The organism is Kribbella sp. NPDC055110, from assembly GCF_053607525.1.
In genome coordinates this window covers 25,521-48,447 of sequence record NZ_JBSGTS010000001.1, presented here as the reverse complement: position 1 = coordinate 48,447, position 22,927 = coordinate 25,521, and the positions used below count along the sequence as shown (strand labels likewise).

At 69.1% G+C, this 22,927-nt stretch carries 22 protein-coding genes; 8 read left to right on the top strand and 14 right to left on the bottom strand.

Annotated features, from left to right (window positions below):
• Nucleotides 1-5: 5 nt before the first annotated feature.
• From ACWF0M_RS00245 to ACWF0M_RS00230, 4 genes are read right to left on the bottom strand one after another with little or no spacing between them, the layout of a single operon-like run.
• Nucleotides 6-2,663: an ABC transporter permease gene (locus ACWF0M_RS00245; RefSeq protein ID WP_452233380.1), complete on the bottom strand. Its 2,658-nt coding sequence runs from the start codon at nucleotides 2,661-2,663 to the stop codon at nucleotides 6-8.
• Nucleotides 2,663-3,334 (bottom strand): ABC transporter ATP-binding protein, encoded by a 672-nt coding sequence (locus tag ACWF0M_RS00240; protein ID WP_452233379.1) that lies wholly within the window; start codon nucleotides 3,332-3,334, stop codon nucleotides 2,663-2,665. The genes ACWF0M_RS00245 and ACWF0M_RS00240 overlap by 1 nt, the downstream gene beginning before the upstream one ends.
• Nucleotides 3,331-4,005, bottom strand: a complete 675-nt coding sequence (locus ACWF0M_RS00235) for an ABC transporter ATP-binding protein (protein WP_452233378.1) — start codon at nucleotides 4,003-4,005, stop codon at nucleotides 3,331-3,333. The genes ACWF0M_RS00240 and ACWF0M_RS00235 overlap by 4 nt, the downstream gene beginning before the upstream one ends.
• Complete coding sequence (locus ACWF0M_RS00230) at nucleotides 4,005-4,658, bottom strand: hypothetical protein (RefSeq protein ID WP_452233377.1); 654 nt, start codon at nucleotides 4,656-4,658, stop codon at nucleotides 4,005-4,007. The genes ACWF0M_RS00235 and ACWF0M_RS00230 overlap by 1 nt, the downstream gene beginning before the upstream one ends.
• A 132-nt stretch (nucleotides 4,659-4,790) precedes the next feature.
• On the opposite strand from ACWF0M_RS00230, the gene ACWF0M_RS00225 reads away from it, so the two are divergent.
• The gene (locus tag ACWF0M_RS00225) at nucleotides 4,791-6,104 is read left to right on the top strand and encodes a histidine kinase dimerization/phospho-acceptor domain-containing protein (protein WP_452233376.1); all 1,314 of its coding nucleotides are present in this window, start codon (nucleotides 4,791-4,793) and stop codon (nucleotides 6,102-6,104) included.
• On the opposite strand, the gene ACWF0M_RS00220 is transcribed toward ACWF0M_RS00225, so the two are convergent.
• Nucleotides 6,064-6,786, bottom strand: coding sequence for a polysaccharide deacetylase family protein (locus ACWF0M_RS00220; protein ID WP_452233375.1), 723 nt, complete (start codon nucleotides 6,784-6,786; stop codon nucleotides 6,064-6,066). The genes ACWF0M_RS00225 and ACWF0M_RS00220 overlap by 41 nt on opposite strands.
• Nucleotides 6,787-6,796: 10 nt before the next feature.
• Complete coding sequence (locus tag ACWF0M_RS00215; RefSeq protein WP_452233907.1) at nucleotides 6,797-7,642, bottom strand: glycosyltransferase family 2 protein; 846 nt, start codon at nucleotides 7,640-7,642, stop codon at nucleotides 6,797-6,799.
• Between the two features lie 91 nt (nucleotides 7,643-7,733).
• On the opposite strand from ACWF0M_RS00215, the gene ACWF0M_RS00210 reads away from it, so the two are divergent.
• From ACWF0M_RS00210 to ACWF0M_RS00195, 4 genes are read left to right on the top strand one after another with little or no spacing between them, the layout of a single operon-like run.
• Nucleotides 7,734-8,423 carry a phosphatase PAP2 family protein gene (locus ACWF0M_RS00210; protein ID WP_452233374.1) on the top strand — a complete coding sequence of 230 codons (690 nt, stop codon included), beginning with the start codon at nucleotides 7,734-7,736 and terminating at the stop codon, nucleotides 8,421-8,423.
• A complete protein-coding gene (locus ACWF0M_RS00205; RefSeq protein ID WP_452233373.1) occupies nucleotides 8,401-9,054 on the top strand; it encodes a response regulator transcription factor in 654 nt (217 codons plus the stop codon). The genes ACWF0M_RS00210 and ACWF0M_RS00205 overlap by 23 nt, the downstream gene beginning before the upstream one ends.
• On the top strand, nucleotides 9,045-10,298 hold the full coding sequence (locus ACWF0M_RS00200) for a sensor histidine kinase (protein ID WP_452233372.1): 1,254 nt from the start codon (nucleotides 9,045-9,047) through the stop codon (nucleotides 10,296-10,298). The genes ACWF0M_RS00205 and ACWF0M_RS00200 overlap by 10 nt, the downstream gene beginning before the upstream one ends.
• Nucleotides 10,299-10,337: 39 nt before the next feature.
• Complete coding sequence (locus ACWF0M_RS00195; protein ID WP_452233371.1) at nucleotides 10,338-11,594, top strand: COG4705 family protein; 1,257 nt, start codon at nucleotides 10,338-10,340, stop codon at nucleotides 11,592-11,594.
• A 12-nt stretch (nucleotides 11,595-11,606) separates the two neighbouring features.
• Here ACWF0M_RS00195 and ACWF0M_RS00190 read toward each other — a convergent pair whose 3' ends face one another.
• Genes ACWF0M_RS00190 through ACWF0M_RS00165 form a run of 6 tightly spaced genes read right to left on the bottom strand, consistent with a single transcriptional unit; the run spans nucleotide 11,607 to nucleotide 17,823 of the window.
• The gene (locus tag ACWF0M_RS00190; RefSeq protein ID WP_452233370.1) at nucleotides 11,607-12,506 is read right to left on the bottom strand and encodes a decaprenyl-phosphate phosphoribosyltransferase; all 900 of its coding nucleotides are present in this window, start codon (nucleotides 12,504-12,506) and stop codon (nucleotides 11,607-11,609) included.
• Nucleotides 12,503-13,636, bottom strand: coding sequence for a phosphodiester glycosidase family protein (locus tag ACWF0M_RS00185; RefSeq protein ID WP_452233369.1), 1,134 nt, complete (start codon nucleotides 13,634-13,636; stop codon nucleotides 12,503-12,505). Before ACWF0M_RS00185 ends, ACWF0M_RS00190 begins: the two co-directional genes overlap by 4 nt.
• On the bottom strand, nucleotides 13,633-14,340 hold the full coding sequence (locus ACWF0M_RS00180) for an SDR family NAD(P)-dependent oxidoreductase (RefSeq protein ID WP_452233368.1): 708 nt from the start codon (nucleotides 14,338-14,340) through the stop codon (nucleotides 13,633-13,635). Before ACWF0M_RS00180 ends, ACWF0M_RS00185 begins: the two co-directional genes overlap by 4 nt.
• The gene (locus ACWF0M_RS00175) at nucleotides 14,337-15,710 is read right to left on the bottom strand and encodes an FAD-binding oxidoreductase (protein ID WP_452233367.1); all 1,374 of its coding nucleotides are present in this window, start codon (nucleotides 15,708-15,710) and stop codon (nucleotides 14,337-14,339) included. The genes ACWF0M_RS00180 and ACWF0M_RS00175 overlap by 4 nt, the downstream gene beginning before the upstream one ends.
• Nucleotides 15,707-16,786 (bottom strand): glycosyltransferase family 4 protein, encoded by a 1,080-nt coding sequence (locus ACWF0M_RS00170; protein WP_452233366.1) that lies wholly within the window; start codon nucleotides 16,784-16,786, stop codon nucleotides 15,707-15,709. Before ACWF0M_RS00170 ends, ACWF0M_RS00175 begins: the two co-directional genes overlap by 4 nt.
• Complete coding sequence (locus ACWF0M_RS00165) at nucleotides 16,783-17,823, bottom strand: lysylphosphatidylglycerol synthase transmembrane domain-containing protein (protein WP_452233365.1); 1,041 nt, start codon at nucleotides 17,821-17,823, stop codon at nucleotides 16,783-16,785. Before ACWF0M_RS00165 ends, ACWF0M_RS00170 begins: the two co-directional genes overlap by 4 nt.
• Before the next feature lie 81 nt (nucleotides 17,824-17,904).
• On the opposite strand from ACWF0M_RS00165, the gene ACWF0M_RS00160 reads away from it, so the two are divergent.
• From ACWF0M_RS00160 to ACWF0M_RS00150, 3 genes are read left to right on the top strand one after another with little or no spacing between them, the layout of a single operon-like run.
• Nucleotides 17,905-18,702 carry a PIG-L deacetylase family protein gene (locus ACWF0M_RS00160; protein ID WP_452233364.1) on the top strand — a complete coding sequence of 266 codons (798 nt, stop codon included), beginning with the start codon at nucleotides 17,905-17,907 and terminating at the stop codon, nucleotides 18,700-18,702.
• 46 nt (nucleotides 18,703-18,748) lie between these two features.
• On the top strand, nucleotides 18,749-20,140 hold the full coding sequence (locus ACWF0M_RS00155) for an ATP-binding protein (protein WP_452233363.1): 1,392 nt from the start codon (nucleotides 18,749-18,751) through the stop codon (nucleotides 20,138-20,140).
• A gap of 60 nt (nucleotides 20,141-20,200) precedes the next feature.
• The gene (locus tag ACWF0M_RS00150) at nucleotides 20,201-20,878 is read left to right on the top strand and encodes a response regulator transcription factor (protein WP_452233362.1); all 678 of its coding nucleotides are present in this window, start codon (nucleotides 20,201-20,203) and stop codon (nucleotides 20,876-20,878) included.
• Nucleotides 20,879-20,881: 3 nt separating this feature from the next.
• Here the strand turns inward: ACWF0M_RS00150 and ACWF0M_RS00145 are convergent, their stop codons facing one another.
• Both ACWF0M_RS00145 and ACWF0M_RS00140 read right to left on the bottom strand, forming a co-directional pair.
• Nucleotides 20,882-21,679 (bottom strand): sensor histidine kinase, encoded by a 798-nt coding sequence (locus ACWF0M_RS00145; RefSeq protein ID WP_452233906.1) that lies wholly within the window; start codon nucleotides 21,677-21,679, stop codon nucleotides 20,882-20,884.
• 499 nt (nucleotides 21,680-22,178) lie between these two features.
• Entirely contained in the window at nucleotides 22,179-22,853 is a 675-nt protein-coding gene (locus tag ACWF0M_RS00140; RefSeq protein ID WP_452233361.1) for a response regulator transcription factor, read from the bottom strand.
• Between the last annotated feature and the right edge of the window lie 74 nt (nucleotides 22,854-22,927).

Below are 22,927 nucleotides of genomic sequence, written 5' to 3'. Positions count from 1 at the left end.
CTGAGTCACAGCTCGCGCAACTCCTCCACCGCCGGACGTGTCGAGCCCTGGGCGCTGGCCAGGGCTCCGGCCGCAATGGCGACGACTGCCACGACCGTCGTCGCCGTCAGATACGACCAGGGCACGGCCGCCGACGACGGGGGTGGATCGAACACCCCCGTCAGCACCTTGATCAGCATGGCGGCCAACGCCCAGGCCACCAGTGCGCCGCCGATCAGACCGCCGAGCATCACCAACAAGGCCTCGCTCATCACCAGACCCCGCAACTGCCGGCGCCGAGCGCCGAGGACCGTGGCGATCGCGAAGGTACGGCGACGTTCGGCAAGCCCGAGCGCAAGGACCAGGCCGCCCGCACCGGCCGCGATCAGGACGGCGAAGGCCAACTCGAAACGGGTCAAGCCGGCCAGATCGACCGACGTCAGACTCGACCCGACCTGCGCCCTGCTCTGCGTGAGATCAGTGACCTTGGCCGAGGCTCCGAGTTGCTGACGGACAGCGGCCGCCACAGCCGTCTGGTTCTTGCCGCCGGTGTCGAGCAGAAAGGCGCCGATCGCATCGCTTCCGGTCGCCTTCGCGACATAGTCCGCGTTCGCCACGAAGAAGCTGTCCCGCGGTGCGGTCGGAAACTCCTTCACGATCCCGGCGTAGTGGAACGCGACGGTGCGGAATCCCTTCGTCCGGCTGTCCTGCAGCCGCAGGCGCAGGAGATCGCCAGGTGCGAGCTGAAAGTCCTTCACGGTCTCGTCGCTGACCAGGATCGAGTCCGGCTGCTGCGCCAGCAGTGCCATCAGGCCGTGTGCGGTCCCGCCGACGAAGTACGGGTCCTGCAAGGCCGTCGCGTCGGCAATCGTGCCGGGCCGGACACCGTAGAAGTCCTGCAGGTCGGACCCGACGTACGCCAGCCGATGTTGCAGAGGCTCCACCCGCTGAACCCCAGGTACGGCAGCAAGCCGCGAGGCAGCCCCCGGACCGACAGTCACCCCCGGAGGTTCCGTGACGGTGACATCCGCGCCGTTCGAGAGCAGCGCATCGGCTTCCGCCTGCTGCCTATAGGTGGCGTTGAAGGTCGCCGTGGAGGCCGCGAACGAGATCGCCAGCGCCAGCAGTACGACGGAACGCACCAGCGGCCTGCGTTGCCGCGACATGCTCGCCGCCGTGGTTCGCGCCAATCGACCGGTCAGTGGCCGCACGAGCATGGTCAGCACAGAACGCCCATGAGCCAGCCCCAGGGAGGCGAGCCGCCACAACAACAGGGCCCCGCCGATCCACAGGAGCGCCGGGCCGAAGAACGCCCAGTACGACACGGAGATCGTCGGCACACCTTCAGGTGCGAGCACCAGGGAATAGTTGTTGCTGCTCGACGCACGGAACACCAGGAGCGACACGATCAGGCAGATCACGTCGAGCCCGAGTCGCATCCACAGCGGACTGCGGGCCCGATCCACCTGTTGCCGCGCGGAGACGACGCTGCTGCTGCGCAGGTCGCGGAGCGCCGGCAGGAGAACGGTCAGCCCGGCGATCGCCAGGCCCGCGGCGAACGCGATCCCGAACCAGATCAGCGTCGCGCGGGTTCCGGCGCCGAACGACGTACTGCCGAACGAGACGCGGCCGGCAACCGCGGCCGCGGCCACCCCCAGTACGCCTCCCAGGAGACCCACCACTGCCGCTTCGAGTGCGGCGAGTCCGACCACTCGCCGGATCCCGAAGCCACGCACCCGCAGCAACGCCTGCTCGCGCCGACGTCGGACCGCGCCGGAGCCGGCGACAGCGGCCGTGAGCAAGGCAGCGAGTACAGCGCCCGGCAGACCGAGGCAGAGGAACAGGATCTGCGCGTACGCCGCGTCGCTGCGGGCCGCATCCAGCGCGGCCGCAAGGTTGTCGCCGACCACCGCAGACCCCGACGAGGCTGCCTCCAGATTGTGGGCAGCCCCAACGACCGACGTGTACGCCGAGGCCGGGTCATGCGGCAGGGCTGCGGTGCGCGCGGCATGAATCTGGGTGGTGATCGCCTGCGGGTCGACGGTTGCGACCGGCCCCATGAGCTGGGTGAACCGATCGGCCGGCAGCAGCAACACGTTGTCGGGCGGAGCAGACGGCTGCGACTGCGGTGGTGCACCGACCTTCTGGAAGAGCGAGTCGGCCTGCGGCAGATCGATCACGCCGTCGACCTTGATCTGCGCGGACGGCAGGCCGGGGCGACCGATCGAGATGGTGTCACCCGGTGCAGCATGGAGGTTTGCGGCGGTCTGCTGGGCGAGCAGGACGCCGTCCGACTGCCCGGTCAGCTGCCGCACCTCACCCGGGAACGACGCGCGATAGTCCTTCGGGATCCCCAGCACCACTCCAGGTCCCGTGGTCTGCGTCGAGCCGCTGACGGTCGCGGTGAATCCCGTCGTACGACCGAACTGCACCGGTAACGCAGCGCCGATACCTTCCGTCTGTCGTACTGCTGCCAGCACAGCGCCGGCATCGCCGCCCGGCTGGACCTCGATCTGCCAGTCGACGGCCACCGTCGCGATCGCCCGATCCGTCATGGTCGCCTTCGACGCGGTCAGGAACGCACCGATCGCGGCGATCAGCGCAACCGACAGACCCACGCCCGCCGCCGTCGCCAGCAGCCGCCCGGCGCGTCTGCGGATCAAGCCACGCAACCACAGTGTCATCACGAAACACCTTCCCGATCCGGTACGACGAGGCGCCCGTCGTTCATCTGCCACTGCTGACCGAGCCGGCGGGCGACGGCGGGATCATGTGTTGTCACGACCAACGCAGCGCCGGTCTCCTCCGCGGCGGCGATCAGCGCGTCCAGAACATGCCCGCCGGTCTCGGCGTCGAGCTGGCCGGTCGGCTCGTCGGCGAGTACGAGGCGCGGCCGCAGTGCCAGCGCTCGGGCGATCGCGACCCGTTGCGACTGCCCGCCGGACAGGGTGTCGGCGAGCTGATCGGCCAGGCCTGCCACACCGACTGCCTCCATCGCGGCCATCGCGCGCTCATCGGCAGCTGCCTCGGCGGTGCCGGTCAGTACGGCGGCCAAGGCAACGTTCTCCGCAACAGTCAAAGCCGGCAGCACACTCGGCCCTTGAAAGACGACGGCGATATCGCGCGAGCGCTCGACCGGACCGTCCCCCAGATCGGGCCAGGTGACGACTCCTCCGGTCGGCGTCTCGAGCCCAGCCATCAGGTGGAGCAGAGTCGACTTGCCGGAGCCGGACGAGCCGGTGATCGCGATCCGCGCCCCGGCCTCCACCTCGCAGCTGCAGCCGTGAACCGCTACCACCGCTTGGTCGCCGTGCCCGAACGTCCGCGCGGCCTCGGTGCACCGAACCAGCGTCATGCGGCGATCCTCCCGTCGGACAACGCGATCACCCGATCCGCGATCTCCGTCACCGCGCGGCTGTGCGTCACGAGCAGCACACCGCGGCCGTCGTACGCCCGCGCCCGGATCAGGTCCAGGACCAGCTGCTCGCTCCGGCCGTCGAGCTCGCCGGTCGGTTCGTCGGCCAGGAGCACGTCCGGATCGTTGCTCAACGCAACGGCAAGACCGGCCCGGGCCAGCTCGCCACCGGACAACTCACGCGGCAGGGCCGCGGCTCGATCGCGCAGACCGACCTGCTCGAGAAGGGCGTCGGCAGTCGGCCGCTGCGCCGAGCGCACCGCAGCCTGAACCAACCGGATGTTGGCACTGACCGTCAGATGGGCGATCAGGTTGCCGGACTGGAGTACGACACCGAGTCGACGGCTCCGGATCCTCGCGCGCTCGGCCTCCGGCCGATGGCTGACCCGTTCACCGGCCAGGGTGACGGACCCGCCGTCGGGCTCGTCCAGGCCGGCCAGACAGGCGAGCAACGTGGACTTGCCGGAACCGGACGGGCCGACGACGGCAACGACCTCGCCGCGCGCGACACCGAGGCTCACCCCACGCAGGGCGAGCGTCTCTTCGGCACCGGACCGATAGAAGCGATAGAGGTCACGACACGACACCACCTCGACCATATTGTTGGCCATCACAGCCACCGGACCGAGTCGGAGACGATCTTCCACGGGTCGACGTTGTCCGCGTTGACCGGTCCCGCCAGCGTCAGCGCCAACTGCTTGCCGCCCTGATAGAAGAGGTAGCGCTCAAAGGCGTCCCGGACGACCTTGCCGGTCACCGGATCCTGCGCCGAGTCGCCTTGGTAGGTGATCAGCACGACCTTCCCGGCGGGCCGGGTGATATCGCTGATCTTGCCCAGGGCGAACCGTGGGACCGACCGGCTCAGCTCGGGGACCACCGTGCTGGTCACGGACTGAGTCGTCGGTGCGGCGGACACGGCCGACGACATGACCTCGATCCGGTTCAGCTTGTCCGTGAACGAGGTCGCCGTACCCGTTGTGCTTTGCGCCCAGCCCTCCGGAACCTTGACGGAGAAGGCCGGCGCCCGGAACGTGACGAACGCCTGGTTGTCCGGGATGTCCCCCGGCGGGTTGGACTCTGTCACGACCGGCTTGGGCGGCCCGCTGCTCGCCGGTTGCGACGGCGCCGAGCTGGACGGCCCCGACGACGCCGGGGGTGCGGACGACTGGTTCGACGACGGCGATGCGGAGGTGCCGCCTCCGCTACAGGCCGACAGCAGTACGGCGGTTGTCAGCGAAACGGTGAGCAGTGGCCAGATCTTCATGAATCGTCCTCGGGAGAGTGGACATCGACTCCATCGACGCTAGAAACTCCTCGGTAAGCGACCGGCCCGAGGCAGGTTAGAGGACGGCAAAACCTGCTACCACCACGCCTTTCCTGCCGTCATGATGGCTGTATGCGGCGTCGTGTCAGCCGAGTCGCCCTAGCGGCCGCTCTCGTCTCGTTGGTGCTCGTGGCCGTGCCGCTGGCGATCGGTATCCGGATCTCGTTCTTCGCCGACGAGCGCACCGAACTGGAACGCGCGGCGCTGGCTGCCGCGATCCAGGTCGGACCCGACTTCAGCGCCAACGACCCGGTCGAGCTTCCGGCCCCGACGTCCGACGGCCAGGTCGCGCTCTACGACGGATCGCTCGTGCTGCGCGCAGGATCCGGGCCGAAAGTCGCCGACGATCCCACCCGGGCCGGTCTCGCGGGGCACGTCGTCCAGGCGGAGTCCGGCGATTCGTTGATCGTGGTGGTGCCGGTCGCTTCGTCCGAGCAGGTGATCGGCGTGGTGCGGGCCTCGTCGCCGATCAGTGCCGTCTGGACCAAGGTTCTGCTCGCCTGGCTGGCTGTCCTCGGCGGTGCGCTCGTCGCGCTGGCGATCGGCGTCGCCGTCGCGACCTGGCAGGCGAGACGCCTGAGCGCACCATTGGAGTCCTTGGCCCGGATCGCCGACGCCGTCGCAGCGGGAGACCTGTCCGCGCGCGCCGAGCCCAGCGGGATCGCGGAGGTGGACACGCTGGCCAACGCGCAGAACACGATGGTCGAACGCCTGACCGGCGTACTGGATCATGCACGCCATTTCGCGGCCGACGCCGCTCATCAGCTACGGACGCCGTTGGCCGGGCTCCGGCTGACTCTCGAGACAGCACAGACCGACCCGGCGGCAGATACCCGGGTCACCGTCGACGAGGCGCTGCTGAAGACCGCCGAACTGCAGCGCACGGTCCACGACGTACTCGAGCTGTCGCGGTTGCCTGCCGACGGCCCTCGCGGGGCGCTGGGTACCGTCGAGCAGCTGTTCGCCGAGATCGAGCATCGCTGGCACGGGCTGCTCGCCGAGCAGGGGCGACGGATCGTGTTCGCCGTCGACGGTCCGGTCGGGAGTCGCGCCGTACCGGCCGCGAACAGCCGGCAGATCCTCGACGTGCTGCTCGACAACGCTCGCACCCACGGCCGCGGCACCGTCCGCGTCACGGCCGGCGACGTGTTCGACGCGACCGCCGTCGACGTCGCGGACGAAGGCAGCCTGGCAGCCGACGACGACATCTTCGTCCGCGGCGACAGCGGCGCTCGTGGCACCGGAATCGGTCTCGCCCTGGCCCGCAACCTTGCCGAGTCCTGCGGCGGCCGCCTCGTCCTGGCGTCCTCGTCCCCGACCGATTTCCGGCTCCTGATCCCGGAGGCTATTGATAAGCCGGTACGCCGAGAAGCTGGTCGACTGTGACGAAGTCGTAGTTCTGGTCGCGGAGGCTGTCGACGACCAATCGGACCGCCTCGACCGTGGCGGCGCGGTCACCGCCTTTGCCGTCCCGGCCGTCGTGGAAGATGATGATGGAGCCCGGGTGGGCGATCCGCACCGCGAGCCGCGCGATCCGGTCGGGCCTGGGCTGGGCGACCTCGAGCGGATGACAGAACTCACCCGACACAGCGTGCAGCCCGTGGTCCTGCAGCAGGCCACGAAGGGCGGGGATCCGCAGCAGCCAGGGCGGGCGGTAGAGCGCGGGCCGGATCCCGAGCTGGGCGAAGGCAGCCATCCCTTGCTCGAGTTCATCAGCGACGGTGGTCCGGCGAAGGTATCGGGTGAAGTCGTGGGTATGCCCGTGCAGGCCGATCACATGGCCTGCGGACGCCAGGCGCCTGGTCACCTCGGGGTGACGCTGCACGGCTCGGCCTACCTGGAAGAACGTCGCTCGGATGCCGGCTCGGTCGAGGTAGTCCGCAAGGTGCGAGGTGTGCGGCTCGTTGGGACCGTCGTCGAAGGTGAGGGCGACGACGCGCCGGTCCGCCGGCCCGCGGTACGGGAACGGGCCGAGGGCCTGCGAGTACGGCGACATCATCAGCCAGTACGCCGCACCGGCCGCCGCCGCCGTACCCGCTGCCAGCGCGGCCTTTCGTGCCCTCGTCACGCCGCCCCCATCAGCTGTCGATCAATCGGTCCGTCAGCACCGTGACCGCGGCGGCCAACGTCAACCAGGCAATCCCGAGCAGCCTCGTCCTGAGCCTGTAGCGCCGGGACGCCGGCCAGCACCGATTGCTCCGGAAGGCGGGAGCGGTGCCGATGACGGGGCGTCCGGTCGCGCGGTTCAGGGTGACCGCGAGGACGTAGTAGAACAGGAACGAGACGACGAGGTTGTAGGTCAGGCCCTGCGTGAGCCGCCGCGCCGAGGTGAGGGTGGGGTTGCGACGATCGAAGGCGATCTTGCCGCGGGACCTCAACTGGCGCAGCAGGCCGAGTTCGTCGGCGCCCTGGGTCCCGGTGAGGTCGTACCCGGACCACGCGTCCTTGCGAAACGCGATGTTGGTCGCGGTGACGTAGACGACCCGGCCGGTCAGTTGATGGATCAGGTGCACCAGGTCGAACAGGACCCGCGCGTACGCCGTACCCCACCAAGGTCCGTCGGGGTATCGACAAGGACCCGCTACCGCGACGCGGGCCGGATCCTGCTGGAGGGCACGGTCGATCCGGGACAGCCACCCCGCGTCGAACACCGTGTCGGCATCGCTCGACACGATGATGTCTCCGCGGGCCGCGAGCGTCCCGCGATGGCGCGCCGCGCAGACACCGGGCGTCTCCTCACGGACGACGATCGCGCCGTACAGACGGGCGATCTCCGCGGTGTCGTCGGTGCAGTTGTTGTCGACGACGATCACCTCGTACCCACCCGCGAAGTCCTGCCGGGCCAGCGACTGCAGGCACGCCCCGATCAGCCGTTCCTCGTTGAAAGCAGGGATCACCACACTGAACCTTGGCCCAGCAAGCATCATGACAGCAAGGTGCCCACCCACCGCTGAGAGGACACTGAGAGCCCACTCCCTCAGCGGGTTCTCAGCGGGAGCGGTCGACACTGGGATCATGCGGGTAGCGGTGGTGGAAGACGAACGGGTGCGCGCCTTGACGCCGTGGGTCGTGGTCGGGCTGGTCGGGACCGTGCTCGGAGGGGTCGGTTTCGGCTGGCTCGCGGACGCCGCCGGAGAAGGCGATGGCCTCGCGGCGTTCGATCCAGAGCTGACCGCGGATGTCGTGGCACGCCGTACCCCAGGCCTCACCGAGATCGCCCAGAGCATCTCGTTCGTCGGCAACGTACCCGTCCTGTTGTTGCTGACGGCAATAGTTGCCCTGGGCCTGTGGTTCCGCACCAAACGATGGGAGCCGGGAGCCCTACTGGCTGTCGGCATGGTCGGCGCCGGAGCACTCACCTACGGCCTCAAGGTCCTGATCGAACGACACCGCCCCGATGCCGCCTTCATGCTGGGCCCGATCGACACCGGCTTCGCGTTCCCGTCCGGCCACACGCTGAGCTCGACCGTGTTCTTCTCGTTGCTCGCGGCTCTCGTCTGGTACGCCGACGTTCGCCGGGCAACGAAGATCGCGGCCACGGCGATGGCGATCGTACTGAGTCTCGCGATGGGAGCGAGCCGCGTCTACCTCGGATACCACTGGGGTACGGATGTCCTGGCCGGGTGGATCGTCGCCCTCACCTGGCTCTGTCTCCTCGCAACTGCAGTCCATCTCCTCCGGTATGGCGCGGGTCGCCGTCTGTGAGGACGACCGCGCATTGCGCGGCGTACTCAGACGGGCCCTGGAGGGCGACGGCCACTCGGTCGTCGCCACCGCGAGCGGTTCCGAGTTGCTGGCCGGGCTCGAGCCGCCGCCGGAGGTCGTCGTACTCGACCTCGGCCTCCCAGACGCGGACGGACGGGACGTCTGCCTGGCCCTGCGTGCGCACGGGGTGGACGCTCCGGTCCTGATGCTGACGGCGCTGGGCGGCATGCACCACAAGGTCAGCGGCTTCGAGGCAGGAGCCGACGACTACCTCACCAAGCCCTTCGACATCCCGGAGCTGCTGGTCCGGATCCGCGCCCTGTCCCGCCGAGCCACGGCCGCCGTCACGGTCGACGAGGTCGTGCTCGACCCGACCAGGCATGAGGTACGCCGGGGCACGGCCGGCGAGTCCCTCACGCCGACCGAGTTCCGGCTCCTCGGCCGACTCATCTCCGTCCCTGGAGAGGTGGTACGCCGGCACGCGCTGGTCGCCGCCGGCTGGCCGCACGGAGCGTATGTCAGCGAGAACACCCTCGACTCCTACCTGCGGCGACTGCGCGTGAAACTCGACCGGCTGGGCATCGCCGGCCGGGTCGCGACCGTCCGTGGAGTCGGGTACCGATGGGATTGACCGGTTTCCGGGCGCAGATCGTCGCGCTCGCGGTGCTGACCGCCACGCTCGTGGTCGCCGTACTCGTGATCCTCAGCCATGTCCTGGCCGCCCGCGCGACCGACTCCGACACGCGCACTCTGGCCCGCACCCGGGCCGATGCCGTCGCCGGCACGGTCGAGGTCGTGAACGGGCAGATCCGGCTGGTCGAGGGCACCGGCGACGCGTTCGACACGGTCGCGTGGGTGTACGCCGACGGCCGGCTCGTCGACGGCGTCCTGCACCCTGCCGTCGCGGATGCCGTCGAAGAGCTCAGCAGCTCCGGCCGGAACGACTTCCTGACCACGAGCCACGCGCTGCTGTACGCCGAACCGCTGCCGGTGCAGGGACATCGGGTCACCGTGGTCGTGATGGTCGACCTCGCGCCGTACGAGAGCTCCGAGCAGCGGGCACTCATGATGTCACTGGTGCTCGGCGCCCTCGCCATCGCGCTCGCCGGCGGCGTCACCTACCTCGGCGTCAGCCGGGCGCTGCGGGTGGTCCACCAGATGTCAGCGTTGGCCGACGAATGGCGCGACCACGACCCGGACCGCAGGTTCGGCCTGCACAGCCGCGACGAGTTCGGCGAGCTCGCCCGGACCTTCGACCGGCTCCTCGATCGAGTCGCGGACAGCATCGCCGACGAACGCCGCCTGACCGACGAGATCGCTCACGAGCTTCGCACGCCGATGTCCGTACTGCGCGGCGAAGCGCAACTGGCCGAACTCGCCGGAACCGCAGTCGACCCACAGCTCGTCCGCACCGAGACCGACCGCCTCAGTACCGCCGTCAGCGCAATCCTGGACGCCGCCCGCTCACGGACCCACCGCGACGCGAGCTGCCGGCTCGCCACCGCCCTGCGGAAGGTCCTGGAGGGACGGGACGTGGCCATCCACGCACCGCCTGACGTCGAGGTGGCCGTGCCCGTCGACGTCGTGACGGCCCTCTTGACGCCCCTCCTCGACAACGCGTCCCGCCACGCAAGGACGACCGTACGGCTCGTAGCCGAGACCGCCGACGACAGCGTCACCGTCCACGTGCTCGACGACGGACCTGGGTTCCGGCCGGATGAGCTCGACAGCGTGTTCGCGCCCGGTCACAGCGGCACGGACGGGCACGGGCTCGGTCTGGCCGTCGTACGCCGGATCGCGACGGCGACCGGGATCGGCGTACAGGCAGTGGCCGACGGCAACGGTCACGTCGAAGTCCGGTTCCCACGCGCCTGATCAGGTTGTGTGCAGGTTGATCGCGCAAGGCTGGCCGGCATGACAACCACTACCGCATCCCGCACATCCGCAGGTCGGGTGTTGCTGAACAAGGTGCCCGAAGTCACCATCTGGTTCTGGCTGATCAAGATCCTCTGCACCACGGTCGGCGAGAGTTTCGCCGACTGGATCAACATGCAGCTCGGAGTCGGACTCGTCGCCACCGCGGTCATCTTCACGGTCGTGTTCGCCGCGGTCCTGACCTGGCAGGTGAAGACGACCAGGTACCGGCCGGCGGCGTACTGGGCCACTGTCGTCGTCGTGAGCGTGACCGGCACCCTCTACACCGACATCCTGACCGACCAACTCGGCGTACCGCTGTGGATCAGTACGTCGGTGTTCGCCGTCGCCCTCGCCGTTGTCTTCGGCATCTGGTGGGCCCGCGAGCGCACGCTCTCGATCCACAGCATCGTCAGTCGCCCCCGCGAGGCGTTCTACTGGCTGGCCGTCCTGGTCACCTTCGCACTCGGCACCGCGGCCGGCGACTGGACCCTCGAACTGACCGGCTGGAGCCCCGGCGTCTCGGTCCTGCTCCCGCTGGCCCTGATCGCGATCATCATCGGCTGCTGGCGGATGGGCGCGAACCCGGTCCTGGCATTCTGGTTGGCCTACATCCTCACGCGCCCGCTGGGTGCCAACCTGGGCGACTGGCTCGCCTCCCCCAAGGTTCCCGACAAGGGCCTGGGCCTCGGGACGCTGGTCACCAGCCTCATCTTCCTGAGCGCGATCCTGGCGACCGTCGTCTACCTCACCGTCACAAAGTCCGACGTCATCGAGTCTCACGAGCAGCGCGAGCGCAAGCCGAAGTACCACCAGCCGCGCCGTGAATGGGCGCTCGTCGGCGTCATGGCCGCCTCCGCCATCGCAGCCGGCGTACTGCTGAACTGGGCCTCCGCTCAGCCGCACGCGAACGCGGCCGCCGAGGGCGAGGGACCGAACCCGGCCGAGGCAGGAGTCCACATGACCTCGGCGCAGGCGACAGCCCACTTCCCCAAGGCCGACGTGGCCCAGTTCCGCACGCTCATTCAGAGCATGAACACCGACCTCGCCAAGGGCGACCAGGCGGCCCTGAACACCTCCGTCTCCGCGTACGAGAAGGCGTGGGACGACGACGAGGAAAAGCTCAAGCCCCTCGACAGCAAGGCCTGGGCCTACATCGACAGCCAGAACGACGGCCTCTTCACCTCGGTCCGCGAGACCAAGGACCCAGCGGCCGAGAAGACAGCGATCCAGGCACTCCACACCACCCTCGGCTGACCGAACCACCGGCTAGGCGAAGTACAGGCCGATACCGACGAGCGAGGCCCAGGTGAGGCCGGCGAGGAGGAGGACCCGATCGCGGAAGATTTCGTGTTCGGGCTCCTCCCCTCGTCCGGTGGAGACCAGAAGGGCGTAGCGAAGGAGGCCGGTGAAGAACGGCAGGAACGAGATCGCGAGGAGTTCCCGGTACACGTCGCGGCCGAGGTACTGGAAGGCCCACATGCCGTACGACAGGGCCGTCCCGAGCAGCGCGACCGTCATGACCTGGTCGAGCCACGACGTCGAGTACGCCGCGAGTACCGGGCGACCGACCGCGTTCCCCGACGTCGCATGCTCGGCCTTGCGCTTGCCGGTGACGAGGAACATCGCACCGAAGAGCGAGACCAGGAGGAACCAGTGCGACACCGGCAGACCAGTCGCCGTACCGCCGGCTGCCGCGCGCAGGACGAAGCCGAGCGCGACGATCACCAGGTCGACCACGGCAACGTGTTTCAGCCCGACGACGTACAGCACCTGAGCGACCAGGTACGCCGCTGCGAGCCCGAAGGTCGCCGGGCCGAGGGTGCTCGCGATCGCCAGCCCCAGAAGCGCCGCGACCACACCGAATGTCGCCGCCAGCGCAGGACTGACTGCACCCGACGCGACCGGACGTAGCCGCTTCCGCGGATGCCGCCGGTCGTCAGGCGCGTCCCGGATGTCGTTGAACGCGTAGATCGCCGCCGAGAGCAGAACGAAGCCCACTGCGGCGATCGACGCCTTGAGTAGGACGACCGGCGACTCCAGCGCCCCAGCAGCCGCCGGGGCCGCGAAGAGCATCACGGCCTTGTGCCATTGCTGTGGGCGGCTCAGCCGCAGCAGCGCCCGCCCGGGCGCCTCCCGAGTTGTCGTCGGGGCCTTGAGGTCGGTCATTTGGCGGTCACGTAGAAGAAGTCGCGCTGGTCGTCGACGAGGTAGCGGTCGGTGGGCGAGTTCATCGAGTCGAGCAGCCGCTTGCCGGTGACCGCGCCGTCCGGGCCGGGCTGCTCGATGTCGAAGCTCACCATTGCGGCGTGGATATCGAGCTCCATTCCCTGGACGATTCCGGCCTGGTGCATGGCGTCGGCCAGTGTCGCCAGGGTCAGCTTGTTGCCTGCGACGTACAGAAGGTTGCCGTGGGCATCTGTACCGATGCCGGACCGCCAGGTGTACTGGAACTGGCTCCGCACGGTCCCCCAGCGGCCGTTCGCGTTCGTGGTCAGCCCGTCGACGATCCGGCCGTCGACGATGACCGGGTCGAGGTTCTGCCGGACCGCGACCACGTCGTGCGTCATCCGGACCGTGCGGTTCCAGGTGCCGACCTGCGCGGAGCCGTCGCGGAGGATCACGACCGACGCACGCCCGTCGACGAGTGGCACGGCCGCTGACTTGGTGGTCCACCATCCGCCGTGCGAGTCGTTCATCTTGAATCCCGCGTTGAAGGTCGCGACCAGGGCCGAGCGATCGGCGGTGGGAACGGAGTACCCGTTCTGGGACGCCATACCGACCACCGGCTCCCGCGTGCCGGGCATCAGATTCAGCCGATACGATCCGAGCGGCAGCAAGGCTGCTGCGGCAGATACCGGCAGATGACCCGGATCGGGCCGGAACCAAGTTGTCCACAGCAACGGTTTGCCTGAGGCCGACCGGCGGGCCACCGCCCAGGTTCCCTCCGACGGCAGGCGAGTGACGCCAGGCAGCAGATGCACCTTCGGTAGTCCGGCAGCCGTCGGGTGAACGCTCGGCAGCCCGGTGACGGGCGCAGCCGCAGCACCAGTGGTGTCGATCGGCGCGCCGGTCGTGGGCGGTTGCTGATGGGAGTACTTCCAGGTCTCGATGGTGTCGATGAGCTTTCCGCCGCCGTGATCGCGGAACCACTCCACCGTCCGGACCGCGAAGGTCGCGTTACCCGGGTACAGCAGCGCCCGAACGTACGACACCGCGGGGACGACCAGCAACAGGCAGCAGGCCAGCGCGATCCACCGCTTCCGGATCCGGCGACGCCGGCGCTTGGACGCGATCATCGCCAGGCCGCCGGGAGGAATCGGCGCGGCAGCAGGTTGATCACCCGGACGGCAAGACCCATCACAGCAGGCACCCACACAATCGTCTTCTGTGCGTCCACGGCTGCGGCCACACGTTTGGCAACCCGTTCCGGGCTGGTCGCGAGCGGCGGCCGCTCCAGGTCCGCCGTCATCCGGGTCGCGACAAATCCCGGCCGTACGACGAGCACCCGGACGCCGGTGTCGGCGGTCTCGCGGGCGAGGAGGACTGCTGTCGAGTCCGCCAGCTGCTTGCCGAGGGAGTACGCCGCGATCGATTGACGGGGGCGTACGGCGGCGGCTGACGACAACAGCACGATCTGCTCGGGTCTGCGTTGCACCAACGCGCGCAGGAGGAGCGACACCGCCAAGCCGTTGACGACCACACCGTCGGCGAACGACTTCGACGACATCGACCCCACCGCGACGATCGCGAGCTGCAGAGGATGGTCGGAACAGGCGTGCTCGAGCATTCCGTCGAGCTCGTCGACGCTGAGTTCCGCGTCGTACTGCGTCGTGGACACCGAGTATCCGGCTTCGCGGAGTTTCTCGGCGTTCCACCAGAGCTCACCGCTCGGACGGCCGGCCAGGATCACGCGCCGTGGCGCGGGACCGAGCAGCTGCAGCAGGACGGCCATCCCGATCTCGGACGATCCGCCGACGAGGAGTGCGGCGCCCGGCCTCATGCGAGGAGTCCGAGACGCTCGCCGAGGGCGGAGGACCAGCGCCCGGCCGGATCCAATCGGCGCTGCGTGCGTTGCCAGGTTGGCAACCGCGGATACATCACTGGAATCAACTCCGGATCGGTCACCGCGTCCTTGGCCAGATAGATGCGGCCGCCGGCGCCGGCCACCATCTTGTCGACCGGCTGCAGCGTGCGGAGACGATGCAGCCAGCGGGCCGGAAGATCGACGGCCAGGGTCCATCCGGGGATCGGGAACGACAACGGTCCAGCGGTACTGGGACCGAAGTTCTTCAGCGTCGCCAGCGCCGGCGTCAGCCCGTGGTGAGCGAGGTAGGTGAGCACTTCATGGAGCGTCCCGACCTCGTCAGGCGGTACGGCGAACTGGTACTGGATCAGGCCCCGCTGCCCGAACGCGGCCGGCCAGGAATCCGCGCGATCCAGTGGACACAGGGCGGAGCGCAACGCAACGAGTTGCGAATTGGACGATCTGCTGAGGTGCCATCGCGCTGCGGACGCGGCCGCGATCGTCGCCGTCGAGACCACACCGGGCCCGGGCAGTGACCGCCGCTGCCGGGTGCCGCCGACCCGCCGCTCTGGGAACGGCGCGACGGCGCCGGGAAGATCCAGGGTCGACGCACCGTAGAACTCGTCGACGATCCCGCGGCCCAGGCTCGCACCCCGCGCGTGCGCATCCAGCCAGGCGACCGCGTGCCGCTCCGGATCGAGTTGCTGCCGCACCGCCAACGCCTGCATCGCCTGGACGGTCTGATCGAGCGAGTGGGTCCGCAGACGGTTCCGGATCACCCAACCGGTGTCCACTCGCTGCAGCCGGATCGCTGCCTGCAGGATCACGCCGGTCAGTCCCATGCCGCCGATCGTGGCCCAGAATCCGTCGGCGTCCTGGCCCGCCGACAGTTGCTCGATCGTCCCGTCCGACTTGAGCAATGCGATCCACAGGACCTGCCGGCCGAACGATCCGGCGCCAGGATGGTTCTTTCCGTGCACATCGGCGGCAACCGCGCCGCCGACGGTGATGTGTTCGGTGCCGGGTACGACGGGGAGCTTCCACCCCAGGGGAAGCGTCTGGTCGATGACGTCCTTCAGCAGCGCACCGGCCTCCACGACGATCACGCCGCTGCCCTGGTCGAACGAGACGATCCGATCGAGCGCCGTCAGGTCGAGCACGATCCCGTCGCTCGGCAAGGCCGCGTCACCGTAGCTCTTGCCGGCTCCACGCACGGTGATCCGCGGCTCCGCCAGCACTGTGTCGACCAGACCGCCTTCGAATGCCGGACGCCGAACTTGGGAGGTCCGCCGTACCGTCCGGCCCCATCCGGACAACGACTGCGTACTGGGTTCATCGGGGGTCATGATGCTGACGTTAGGTACTGCCCACTGAGAGCGTGCTGAGTTCGGTACGCCGAAAGATGCTGTGTTACAACGTGTTCCCACGTGATCGCCGGAGCGGTGCCTGCGTTGAAGTTCTGGATTCGGGACAGCACCGCGTTGTCGCTCAGCAGGTTCGCGACGGTCGCCACCATTTCGGCGTCACTGTTCACGAGAAATCCCTCGACGCCCGGCCGAACGAACTCGCCGACACCACCGGACGCCATCGCCACGACCGGCAGGCCGGCGCAGCGGGCCTCGAGGGCGGCGACACCGAACGATTCGAGCTCCGCGGGCGCGAGATAGACGTCCGCTGACGCATACAACTGCTGGATCTCGAATCGCGTCAGGCGCCCCGGCAGATCGACCCAGTCACTGAGCCCACGACGGCGGACCGCGGCAGCTGCTGCCCTTGTCTGCGGCCCATCTCCCACAACAACTGCTTTCAACCGCACCGCGGAAGGCACCGCCGCGCGGATCTCCTCCAGCATGCGAAGCAACGCCATCGGCCGCTTGCGACGCGTCAGCCGCATCGTGCTCACGATCGTCAACGGATGGTCGGTACGACGGCTCTGCCGCCACAACGCCGGATCAACCCCGTTGTGCAGTACGCCGATCGATCGATCGGGCAGGAGCCGTCGCAGGACATCGGCGACCGCTTCGCTGACGGCAGTCCATTGCGCGTTACCGACGTACCGGGCAATGCCTGCGGCCGGCCAGGGCATTGATGCACTGGGCAACGAGTGCAGTGTCAGCAGCGCGCCCTCGGCCAGCCGCGCGGCCTTCCAGGCCAACGGTGACACCAGCGACGAGTGGCAGTGCACGACATCGAAGTCCCGCAATGCCGATCGCAGCCGATCGATCGCTGCCGGAAGCGGTACGCCGGCAATCGCAGGCAACCGCACGACCGGGACATCGCCCGCTGAGGCCGGTCCGTCGGTGATCGTGAAGACCGTGACGCGATGTCCGGCGCGGATCAGGTGGACGGCGAGATCGTGCACCTGCAACTCGATCCCGCCGAGCCGTGGGAGGTAACAGTCACTGACCAGCGCGATTCTCACCCGGCCACCGCCTCGAGCGGCTGCGGCTCGGGTGCCTTTCGGCGCTGCAGCCAGGACCAGGCGGCGAGCAGCGTACCGCCGACCGGGATCTCCATCAGATAGGTGAACCCACGGAACAGCAGCAAACCTGCGGCGACGCCGGCCGGATCGCCGCCGAGCGCGACCAGGGCGGCCGTCGTCCCGACCTCGACAACACCGGCACTACCGGGCGTGATCGGCACCAGCGTCAGGAGACGTTCGACCGCCAGGGCCGTGAACAACACGGGCAGACCGAGCGGCACGTGCAGGACCCGGAAGCACAACCACAGGAGCGCCAGCTGCAGAGCGACGTACGAGATCATCCCCGCAGTCATCGGACGCCAGCCGTACCGCATCACTCTCAGGACCACGCCTCGCAACTTGGGCAGCTGGTCCTTGAGACGGGTACGCCGGACCACCGCGTCGATCGCTCGCCCGACGGCCACGGCCACACGCTCATCCACGAGCGCCCAGATGCCGACGCCCACCGCAACAGGCACCGGCAGGAGCAGGAGACTCGCCGAGCCGAAGGCCGACGCGCTGTGCAGAAGCGGAACCAGGCCGAGCGCCAGCGCAATCACGCCGAGCTTGGAGACGACGTTCAGCAACGTGGTGACGGCCAGGAACCCGCTGAACTGACCAGAGCTGAATCCCCAACGGCGAACCATCGCGAAGTTCAGCGCCGTGCCTGCCGCGCCGCCCAGCGGGAGAACGTTCGCCACCGCGCTGCCGGTCAGACTGAGCGTCAGTCCGCGCCGCTTCGTCAGGCCCGGCAACGACGCCGCCAGGACGAACGAGTGCGACCACAGCCCGGCGATCCAGACGATCGCCAACAAGGCCAGGGATCCAGGCGAGATACCGGCCAGAACGGCGCCGACCCCGCCCCAGGTGGCACCGACCGCACGCGGCAGGAACACCACCAAGGCGACCGTCACCAATCCGCTGATGACGGAGATCACCAGACGCCGTCGTCGTGTGCGGTCCATCCTCGCTCCCGGCCGCTGTTCGTTCTGCCTCATCTGCTCAAGCGTGGATTCCGGGGGCTGAGAGCGTGCTGAGAGCAAGTAGTCCGGCGGCGGTCCCCGTGCGATGCTCGGAGCATGGCCTTCACTCTCGTGGCCTTCCACGCCCACCCGGACGACGAGGCGCTGCTGATGGGCGGCACGCTCGCGCGGTTGGCCGCCGAAGGGCATCGCGTCGTCCTGGCGGTGGCCACGGACGGCGAAGCCGGGGCGGCTGCATCGGGGTATCGTGCGGGCGGCGGACTGGCGGCGTACCGGCGCAGCGAGCTCGATCTGTCGGCGGCGGCGCTGGGCTGTGCGCGGGTCGTCCGGTTCGGTTTCAAGGACTCCGGGTCGTCCGGGGCGCCGGCCGAGGGCGGCTTCAGCACCCTTCCGGTGGCGGAGGCCGCGGCGCCCTTGATCGACCTGCTACGCGAGGAACGCGCCGACGCGCTGACCATCTACGACCCGGCCGGCGGCTACGGGCATCCCGATCATCGGCAGGTGCACGCGGCCGGGACGTACGCGGCAGCCCGGGCCGGTACGTCGCTGGTGCTCGAGGCAACGATCGATCGCCGGCTGATCCGTCGGCTGATCCGGATCGTCGCCGCGATCCCGGCCGGACTGCAGGTGTCAGCGGCCGACTACGATCACGCCTACTCCCCCACAGCGGCGCTCACGCACCGGGTCGACGTACGTGCTTATGTGGACGCGAAACGTCGCTCCTTCGAGGCCCACGCCAGCCAGGCGAGTGCCGACGAGGGGGCGCGCACGTTGGCGTTGCTGCTCAAGCTGCCACGCTGGCTCTTCCGCCTGCTGCTCGGCCACGAGTGGTACGTCGAACACGGCCGGACGCCGGGCGCCCCGCTCGACGACGTGTTCGCGACCCTCCGCTGACACGTCCTGGGATGATGGCGAGACCGGTCAGGAAGGAGAGCTCGACGTGTCACCGCTACGCAACGCTATCTCGCGACTGCGCCGCGCCAGCGTGCGGAGCAGGTCGACGGGGGCAGCTGTCCTCGTTGTCGCGCTCGCGATGGCGTTGGGCGCCGCCGTACTCCTCCTCCTGCTCCAGCGGGCGCTCATCACCACGGTCTCCGATGCCGCGGACGGACGCGCGGCGGATGTCGCCAGTCAGGTGGCCGAGGAGGGCGTCGACGCGCTCGGCATCGATCTGGCCAAGACGACGCGAGCAAGCCAGATCATCCAGGTCCTGGACAGCAGAGGCCGGATCGTCGCCGCATCGTCGACCCGGGCGGAGACCATTGCGCTGACCCATCTGCGACCGGCTGCCGACACGGTGCAGCGGGCGGAGGTCGGCGAGATGCCGCTGCTCGACGACGATCACGACTACCTGATCGTCGCGCGCGGTGTCGAGTACGCCGGCCAGACGTACACGGTCGTGGTCGCGTCGTCGGTGGAAACTCAGCGGTCCACCGTTGCCACCGTGACGGAGTACCTGGCGATCGGCTTCCCGGTGCTCCTGCTCGTCGTCGGCGCCGCGAGCTGGATGCTGGCCGGTCGCGCCCTCCGGCCCGTCGAGCGGATCCGGAGGCGGGTGCAGGGCATCGAGTCGAGCGACCTGACCGAACGCGTACCGGTGCCGGAGACCGACGACGAGATCGCCCGGCTCGCGACGACCATGAACGAGATGCTCGACCGCTTGCAGGCGGGCCAGGCCACCCAGCGCCGGTTCGTCGCGGACGCGAGCCACGAGCTCAGGTCCCCGCTGGCGACCGTCACCGCGGGCCTCGATGTCATCGAACCCTCGGCGCGTGGACAGGCGTGGCAGGACCTGCATGGGTTGATGCGGGGTGAGGCCGAGCGGATGCGTCGACTGGTCGAGAACCTGCTGCTGCTCGCGAAGGCCGACGACGCCGCCCTGCCGATGCACCGGGCCGAGGTCGATCTGGACGATCTGGTCGACACCGAGGTCCTCCGGCTCCGCGAGGGCAACGGCCGGCTCAAGGTGCTGGCGGACGTACAGCCCGTCCGGGTCCACGGCGATCCGCTCCGCCTGAGTCAGTTGGTCCGCAACCTCGTCGAGAACGCGGCCCTCGCAGCGCACAGCGCCGTACGACTCAGCACAACCCAGAGCGACGGCCAGGCGATCCTCACGGTCGAGGACGACGGTGACGGCATCCCCGAGGAGGACCGGCTCCGCGTCTTCGAACGCTTCGTCCGCCTCGACGCCAGCCGGGCCCGGTCCAGCGGCGGTTCCGGCCTAGGCCTGTCGATCGTCCAGGAGATCGTCAAGGCCCACAACGGGACGGTCACCCTGACCGCAGCCGCCACCGGCGGCACCAGGGCCATCGTCACCCTGCCGTTGCCCTGATCCTGGACACGCCTGCACCGACTCAGCTCGCTCTCAGCAAGAGTGACGGACACTGAGAGCGTGCGGGTATTGATTGTCGAGGACGAGATCCCTCTGGCGGAGACGGTGCGGCACGGTCTGACCGAGGACGGCTTCGTGGTCGAAGTGGTCCACAACGGCGAGGACGGCGTCTGGGCCGCGACCGAGCACGCCTTCGACGTCATCGTGCTCGACATCATGTTGCCCAAGCTCAACGGGTACAAGGTCCTCGAGCAGATCCGCGAGCGCGGCGTCTGGACACCGGTGCTGATGCTGACCGCGAAGGACGGCGACTACGACCAGACCGACGCGTTCGACCTCGGCGCCGACGACTACCTGACCAAGCCGTTCAGCTTCATGATTCTCATTGCCCGGCTGCGCGCGCTCATCCGCCGCGGTGCGCCGGAACGCCCGGTCGTGATGCGCGCCGGGGATCTCGTTCTGGATCCCGTCCGGCGCCGGGTCGAGCGCGGCGGGCAGGAGATCACCCTGACCCGCCGCGAGTACGGCCTGCTCGGATACCTGATGCGGCACCGCGGCGAAACCGTGAGCAAGACCGAGATCCTCGAGAACGTCTGGGACCCGGCCTTCGACGGCGACCCGAACGTCGTAGAGGTCTACATCAGGTACCTCCGCCTCAAGCTCGACGTCCCGTTCGGCCTCCACGCCATCGAAACCGTCCGAGGCCTCGGCTACCGCCTCGACCCCGACGGCGGCTGACCTCTAGGAGGTGCTGGGGAGGCGGATCTCGAAGGTGGAGGGGCCGGTGAGGGTGACCGTGCCGCGGTGGCGGCGGACGATTTCGGCGACGATGGCCAGGCCGAGGCCGGCTCCGCCGGTGTCGCGGGAGCGGGCGGTGTCGAGGCGGACGAAGCGGTCGAACACTCGGTCCCGGTCGGCCGGCGCGATGCCGGGGCCGTCGTCGGCGACAGTGAGTACGACGGTGCCGCCGGACTCGGCGAGACCGAGACTGATCTCGGACCGTGCGTGACGGACCGCATTGCCGGTGAGATTCTGGATCATCCTGCTCAGCGCCGGTTCGTCGCCGAAGACCTGACCGGCCGACACGGCTGACGTCACGATCGTCAGCTTCGTTGCCGAGCGCAAACGATGGGCTTCGGCGAGGAGCAGGTCGTCGAGATCGACCGGCGTCCGGGCAAGCTCGACGGGTTGCTCGTCGGAGCGGGCCAGCAGCAGGAGGTCGTCGACGAGACGCTGCATGCGCACGTCCTCGGCCAACACGGTCGCCGCCAGTTCGCCGGGCGTCGTACGGTCCGGGTGCGCCGCCGCGACCTCGGCGTACTGGCGGATCGTCGCGATCGGCGATCGCAGCTCGTGCGCGGCGTCGGAGACGAAGCGTTGCTGGGCTTCGTGCGAGCGCTGGAGCCGGTCGAGCATCCGGTTCATCGTCCGGGCCAGGCGGCCGAGTTCGTCCTTGCGCGTGGCCGGGACGCGGCGATGCAGCTCGGCCGAGGATATCTCGTCGACCTCCCGCCGGATCGCGGTCACGGGCGCGAGCATGCGGCCGGTGACGACCCAGGTCACGCCGCCGACCACCAACATCATCAGCGGTACGCCGACCACCAGCACGCGACGTACGAACCGGGTCGAATCGAGCACATCCACCAGCGGACGGCCGACCACCACTTGGTCGCCGGTCGAGGTCTGCGCTGCCGCGAACGCGAAGTCCTCACCACGGCCGGGCGGCTCGACCGAAACACAGCCGGTGCCAGGGGATGCCAGCAGCGTGCCGTCACCCACGAGATGGCCGGAGCGGTCTGTCAGCTGAACAATTTCGATCGCCGACGACGTGCTCACCACAGTCGAGGCGGCCCGGCCCGCCGTACCGGCGGCGAGCTGACTGGCGCGGGCGCGGGCGTCCTCACAGACGCCATCGGTCAGGACCGAGCCGAGCAGCGCGACGAGCACCAAGGCGCCACCGACAAGGGCCGAACCGACGACGAGGACCGCGGCAAGGGTCACCCGCACGCGCACGACGCACCCCTCTTCATGCCGCTTTTCATGGCAGGGGCCCGGTCGGCTCATCGAGGCGGTAGCCCGATCCTCGCAGCGTGGTGATGAGACCGTCGCCGAGCTTCCGCCGCAGCCGCCGGACGTACACCTCCACGATGTTCGGGTCGCCGTCGAAGTCGTCGTCCCACAGCTCGTCCAGGATGGTCCGCTTCGACACCACCTGACCGCGCCGCCGGATCAGGAACTCCAGCAACGACAGCTCACGAGCGGTCAGCGTCAGTACGTCGGGACCGCGCCAGGCCTTCCTCGCCGCGGGATCGAGTCGCAGCTCGCCCGCTTCGAGGACACACGGCCGTTCGGCGGCGCCACGCCGTACCAGAGCACGCAGCCGAGCGATCAGGACGGCGTACGAGAAGGGTTTCGTGAGGTAGTCGTCGGCGCCGTTGTCGAGAGCACGGACCTGGTCGGTGTCAGCGTTCCTTGCCGTCAGCATCAGAATCGGCGTCCACACGTGTTCGGCGCGGAGCGTCCGGCAGATCGTCAGCCCGTCGACCTCGGGGAGCATGAGATCCAGGAGTACGACGCCGTACCCGTGCTCACGGGCCAGCCACAACCCGTCGGTCCCGGTCAGCGCGACATCGACCGCGTACCCCTCGGCCTCCAGCCCGCTGCGCAGGCCGGCCGCGAGTCGCGGCTCGTCTTCCACCACCAGTGCGCGCATCACCCACCTCCAGGCGATCCTCCTCCATTGTGGCTGAATCCGCGCTGAATGCACCGTTGAATTGACCGTTCAGC